Source organism: Pedobacter sp. 01T416_2 (assembly GCF_056398925.1).
On sequence record NZ_JBFTQI010000393.1, the window covers coordinates 1 to 5459 of the forward strand.

Annotated in this window: 5 protein-coding genes; 4 read left to right on the top strand and 1 reads right to left on the bottom strand. The window is 36.9% G+C overall.

Annotated features, from left to right (window positions below):
• Positions 1-828: DUF885 family protein (locus AC1DPQ_RS16305; RefSeq protein ID WP_477610255.1), on the top strand; the 828-nt coding region annotated here is incomplete at its 5' end.
• A gap of 403 nt (positions 829-1231) precedes the next feature.
• On the top strand, positions 1232-2554 hold the full coding sequence (locus tag AC1DPQ_RS16310; RefSeq protein WP_477610256.1) for a DUF6089 family protein: 1323 nt from the start codon (positions 1232-1234) through the stop codon (positions 2552-2554).
• Between the two features lie 318 nt (positions 2555-2872).
• Here AC1DPQ_RS16310 and AC1DPQ_RS16315 read toward each other — a convergent pair whose 3' ends face one another.
• A complete protein-coding gene (locus AC1DPQ_RS16315; protein WP_477580156.1) occupies positions 2873-3850 on the bottom strand; it encodes a hypothetical protein in 978 nt (325 codons plus the stop codon).
• A 109-nt stretch (positions 3851-3959) separates the two neighbouring features.
• On the opposite strand from AC1DPQ_RS16315, the gene AC1DPQ_RS16320 reads away from it, so the two are divergent.
• Both AC1DPQ_RS16320 and AC1DPQ_RS16325 read left to right on the top strand, forming a co-directional pair.
• Positions 3960-4394 (top strand): MarR family winged helix-turn-helix transcriptional regulator, encoded by a 435-nt coding sequence (locus AC1DPQ_RS16320; RefSeq protein ID WP_477580154.1) that lies wholly within the window; start codon positions 3960-3962, stop codon positions 4392-4394.
• A gap of 76 nt (positions 4395-4470) precedes the next feature.
• A partial coding sequence (locus AC1DPQ_RS16325; protein WP_477610257.1) for a 3-hydroxyacyl-CoA dehydrogenase family protein occupies positions 4471-5459 on the top strand: 989 nt, incomplete at its 3' end.

A 5459-nucleotide genomic window follows, 5' to 3' on the forward strand; every position in this document is an offset into this window, starting at 1 on the left:
ACAGATTATCCTGAATTGGGGAAACAGCCTGAACTGGTTTATGAACTGGCTAATGAAGCCATAGACTTTGTAGAGAAAAATAAACTCATCGCCATTCCAGCCCTGGCTAAAGAAGGCTGGCGCATGCGCATGCTAAGTCCGAAGGAGCAATTATTTGCGCCGTTTTTTCTAGGTGGCGAATCCGTATTAATTGCTTATCCAACAGAAGACATGACCGAGGATGCCAAAATGATGACCTTACGTGGCAATAACAGGCATTTTTCCAGAGCTGTAGTTTTTCATGAGCTTATTCCCGGGCACAACCTTCAGTATTTTATGCAAAGCCGCTACAAGCCTTATCGCAAAGTATTTGGTACACCTTTCTGGACGGAAGGCTGGTCGCTGTATTGGGAGATGTTGCTGTGGGACCAGAATTTTGCAAAATCTCCTGAAGATAAAATTGGAATGCTTTTTTGGCGCATGCACCGTTGTGCGCGTATCATTTTTTCAATGAACTACCATTTAGGCAAATGGACACCTCAGCAGTGTATCGATTTTTTGGTAGATCGTGTTGGTTTTGAACGTGCTAACGCAGAAGCAGAGGTACGTAGATCGTTTACCGGAGGTTATGGGCCATTATACCAAATTGGGTACATGTTAGGTGGATTACAGTTCAGGGCATTGCACAAAGAGCTGGTACAAAGTGGTAAAATGACCAATATTCAGTTTCATAATCGCATACTCCGCGAAAATAATATGCCTGTAGAAATGGTAAGGGCCTTGTTAACCAACCAGCAATTACCCGAAAATTTCAGTACCCAATGGAAATTTGCCGGCGATATCAAATAGTATACAATTTTGGCGGATGTGCTACGGCATGAGGCAATAGATGATCAAAAAAAGGAGTGAAAAATATTTACCCATAATTTGCAGGAGCGACTTACCCTGTCTGATAAATTGGCATTGATCTATTTTAACAAGAAGGGTACCGACAATTACCTCCGCCCGTAAAATGTCAACAGGAAATAGGGGTACTAAAGTCCGAAACTAAAGATTTTGATTTTGGAAGATTAATAAGGTGAGGCGGATTAAAAGCCAGGCGTTTACTATTTATAACTTATTTTTTAGTTTGCCTGTGTGTTGCATTGGCGATTAGTGTTGAAAAGTTGATAAGTATTTTTACATGCTTGTATTTTTGGTATGGCTATTGCAATACGTGTGCCAACGCTTATTCAACGTTAAAAGAAAATTTATGAAACTACAACTATTTAAAACACTCCCAGTTGCACTCGCTGGTTTACTCATCGGGTCGGTTGCTTCAGCTCAAGAAAGCCMTGCAACTTCCGCAACAACGTTCAGAACATGGTCTATCGGTGTAAACGCTGGTGTACTTACTCCATTGTCACCATTAGGTGGGAAAAATGATTTCAGTAATAACAAATCAAGTTTAGGTTATGGCCTTTACATTAAAAAACAATTTACACCTTATTTCTCTCTTCGTTTAGATGGAGTTCGTGGTAAATTAAAGGGAGATAATACCGAGCCTTACGAAAGTGGTTTGGTAAACAACTCTCCAGTAAGAGCATTCGATACAGAGTTATCTTATTCAGGAAGTTTAAATGCTGTAGTAAACATGTTCAATATTGATATGTTTAAAAAAGAGAATACATTACAGCTTTACGCTTCTGCCGGTGCTGGTATCGCGGCCTACAAACCGACCATTACTACAGCAGCTGGAACTTCGACACTTAATGGTGGGGATAACATCAATGAGTTGATTATTCCTGTAGGCTTAGGGGCTAAATTTAAAATTTCTGACGCGGTTAATTTAGATTTAGGCTGGACTATCAACTTTGTTGATGGTGATAACTTAGACGGTTATTATAAAAATGGAAACGATAAATATAACTACGCTTACGCTGGTTTAGAGTTTGCTTTAGGTAGCGGAAAACAATTGGCTTTCCACAATCCGGTAGCTTTAACGTACGATGAAGCTTTAAAAGCAAAACAAACTGCAGAAGGTTTAAAAGCTGATTTAAACGCTCAAAAAGCTGAAAATGCAAAACTACGTTCAGAAATGAACGACATCTTGAAAGATACAGATGGCGATGGTGTTGCAGATAAATTAGACAAATGCCCAGATACACCAGCTGGTACTGTTGTTGATGGTTCTGGTTGTCCGTTAAAAACTCCAGAAAAAGTTGTAGAGAAAGTAATCGTAACCGAAGAAGATCGTAAAGTTGTTAACGAAGCGATTAAAAACTTAGAGTTCGATTTAGGTAAAGCAACCATCCGTTCTAAATCTTATGCTTCTTTAAACAGAGTTGCTGCATTATTAATCCAGAAAAACTTTAGCTTAAAATTAGCTGGCCACACAGATAATACAGGTTCAAAAGAATTAAACTTGCGTTTATCAAAAGATAGAGCAGAATCTGTAAAAGCTTATTTAGTTTCTCAAGGTGCAAATGCATCACGTATTGAGGCTACAGGTTATGGTATGGGTCAACCAATTGCTACCAACAAAACAGCGGCTGGTCGTCAACAAAACCGTCGTGTAGAGTTTACCCTTTACTAGTCTGTTTTAACACACATATTAAAGCGCCCCGAATTTATTGGGGCGCTTTTTTTTATATGCTAAAACCACCTAATGCTAGTCGTCGCGTCTCGCTACGACATAAGATAGTTCTGTAATGTTATGTTAGCATTTTTTAATGTCTTCATGAGACACTAAGACCAGATTAGTGCAAACCAGAGCTTTTTGTTTTAAATAGATTTTTATTTGTACTAGATTTCTACTCGATCGTCATGCTGAATTTATTTCAGCATCTTTCTAGCCAATAGACCCTGAAATGAATTCAGGGTGACGGCACTATTGTTTAATTGCATTTTCATTTTATTTAAGCGAAACAATTACTTTTTTGATTTCGCTTAAATCATTCATTTCAAAATTTGGTGATTGCGGATAAAAACGCTGGTAAATGATTTTATCGTCTTTGCTATCATAAACACTGATTATTTTATCATTAGAACGTTGAGTGTAAACTACATACTTAATATTCGTTTCAGTATTCAAAATTAAACTATCCAATTCCTTGTACGATACAAATTTGAGTTTATAATTATAAGGTTCTAAAACTACCCCCGATTGAGGCAAAAGAGTCAATTTGGATGAGAATACCTGCTTAATATACTCAGGCACATACAGCGTTTCTTTTGTTAATTCTGGTAAACGTACTTTATTGTAAAACTGGTAATCTAAATTACAATCCTTGTTTGCGAGCAATCCATCATTAATCTGTTTTAAATACCCTGTTAAAAATCCTGGCGACCAATTGAGAAAATTCGACTTGTTGTAAAGGGTTGATATAAGGTTATTTCTTATCGCCCTTTTCGAGCCAGTAGTAATGTCCTGAATTTCTATTTGAAGATTGGTACTCCGATCAGCAAAAAGTGTAACCGTCGCAAATACACTTTCTTCCTTTGTTTTAGGTTTTTTGGATGGACTAACCAGCTTTAATGCGTAAACTACGTTTACATTTTTGGTGCTATCCAGCTTATTGGCATAACCATCGAAATAGAAGAACGAATAGTTTGAAAGCGTATCGTAACGGGCAAGTTCTTCGGGTTTAATAATTTTATAAGGTGTAATCGTCCAGTTTTTTTTAATGGCCCGATCAAATTTTTCTAATTCAGCATAATCCGCATACTGTAAAGTAAACAAGGTTGTTGTTTTTTTAAATATCTCTAATTTTTGACTGTTTAAAAGAGCAGCTCCGAAATAAGATACCTGACTTTTACAAATTGTAGCCGATAAAATAAATAGGCTAAATAAGAGAATTCCTCTAGCTTTTAACATATTAAGTGTTTTCATTTTGTGTTTGACTATGATAAGAAAAATTTGACAAATATTTTGAATTTTTCTGTTGCATTAACAAAATACATTCATTAGCTTTGTTATGCAAGCATAATAAATTAGCAAAATGAAACAACAACAAACCATAGATTACCACATTAAGTTTGCCTGGCAAAATATGTTTAATAAGTACAATCAAATGGCATCTGGTTTTGGGATTACCCAGGCCATTGGTTATATGCTTATTAATATAGATGATGCCGAGGGAACTGCGGTTTCAAATTTAGCAGGCTTACTTGGGGTTAAAGCAACCAGTTTATCCCGTATGTTAAATAATATGGAAGAGGCCAACCTTATTTACCGTGAAACATCCGCAGGTGATAAACGATCGGTAAAGGTTTTTCTAACTGATTTCGGTAAAGAGAAAAAACAATTGGCTAAAGGTGTTGTTCGAAAATTTAATGAATATCTCGATGAGCATTTCTCTAAAAAGGAGAAAGAGACTTTTATTAACCTATTGATAAAACTAAATGATATCACGGTAGCCTATACTGTTGATTAACAAATATAACAATCAAATCTGTTTGGTAGGTTGCTACATAAATGATTCTATCAGACTAATGAAAAGCAAATAGATAATGAAACGAAGCATTAATAAAGTTGCAGTTTTAGGTTCGGGTATTATGGGGTCGCGTATTGCATGCCACTTCGCCAACATTGGTGTAGAGGTTTTGTTGTTAGATATAGCCCCCAAAGAGCTAAGTCCCGAAGAGCAGGCAAAAGGATTAACATTGGATAATCCAGCTGTAAAAAACCGGATTGTTAATACAGCTTTGCAAACGGCCGTAAAAACCAATCCATCGCCAGTTTATAGCAAAAAAGCATTAAATAAGATCAAAACTGGAAATTTCGACGATGATATGCCGAAAATTGCCGGTTACGATTGGGTAATTGAAGTCGTGGTCGAAAATCTTGATATCAAGAAAAAAGTTTTCGAGCAGGTAGAGCAGTTCCGTAAACCGGGCACATTGATTACTTCGAATACTTCTGGTATTCCAATCCACTTAATGGCTGAAGGAAGGAGTGATGATTTTAAATCGCATTTCTGCGGTACACACTTTTTTAATCCGCCCCGCTATTTAAAATTGTTAGAGGTTATCCCTACACCACACACGCAACCTGAAATTGTTGATTTTCTGATGCATTATGGCGATAAGTTTTTAGGGAAAACAACTGTTTTATGTAAAGATACTCCAGCTTTTATTGCCAATCGTGTAGGTGTCTATTCCATCATGGCACTTTTGCATTTAGTTGAAAAACTGGATTTGACAGTAGAAGAGGTTGATAAATTTACCGGACCAGCCTTGGGTAGACCAAAATCGGCTACTTTCCGTACTTCGGATGTGGTGGGTTTAGATACCATGATCAAAGTAGCAAAAGGACTTTATGATAACTGTCCGGATGATAAAGCACACGATTTGTTTAAACTTCCAGCATACGTGCAAAAAATGGAAGAGAACAAATGGCTTGGCGATAAAACCAAACAGGGTTTCTATAAAAAAACCAAATCTGCCGATGGTAAAACCGAAATCCTGGCGCTTGATTTAAAAACTTTAGAATACAAAGC

Excerpts from the sequence above, each read along its gene's own strand:
- AC1DPQ_RS16315 (WP_477580156.1), bottom strand. The coding sequence starts at position 3,850 with ATGAAAACACTTAATATGTTAAAAGCTAGAGGAATTCTCTTATTTAGC.
- AC1DPQ_RS16320 (WP_477580154.1), top strand. The coding sequence starts at position 3,960 with ATGAAACAACAACAAACCATAGATTACCACATTAAGTTTGCCTGGCAA.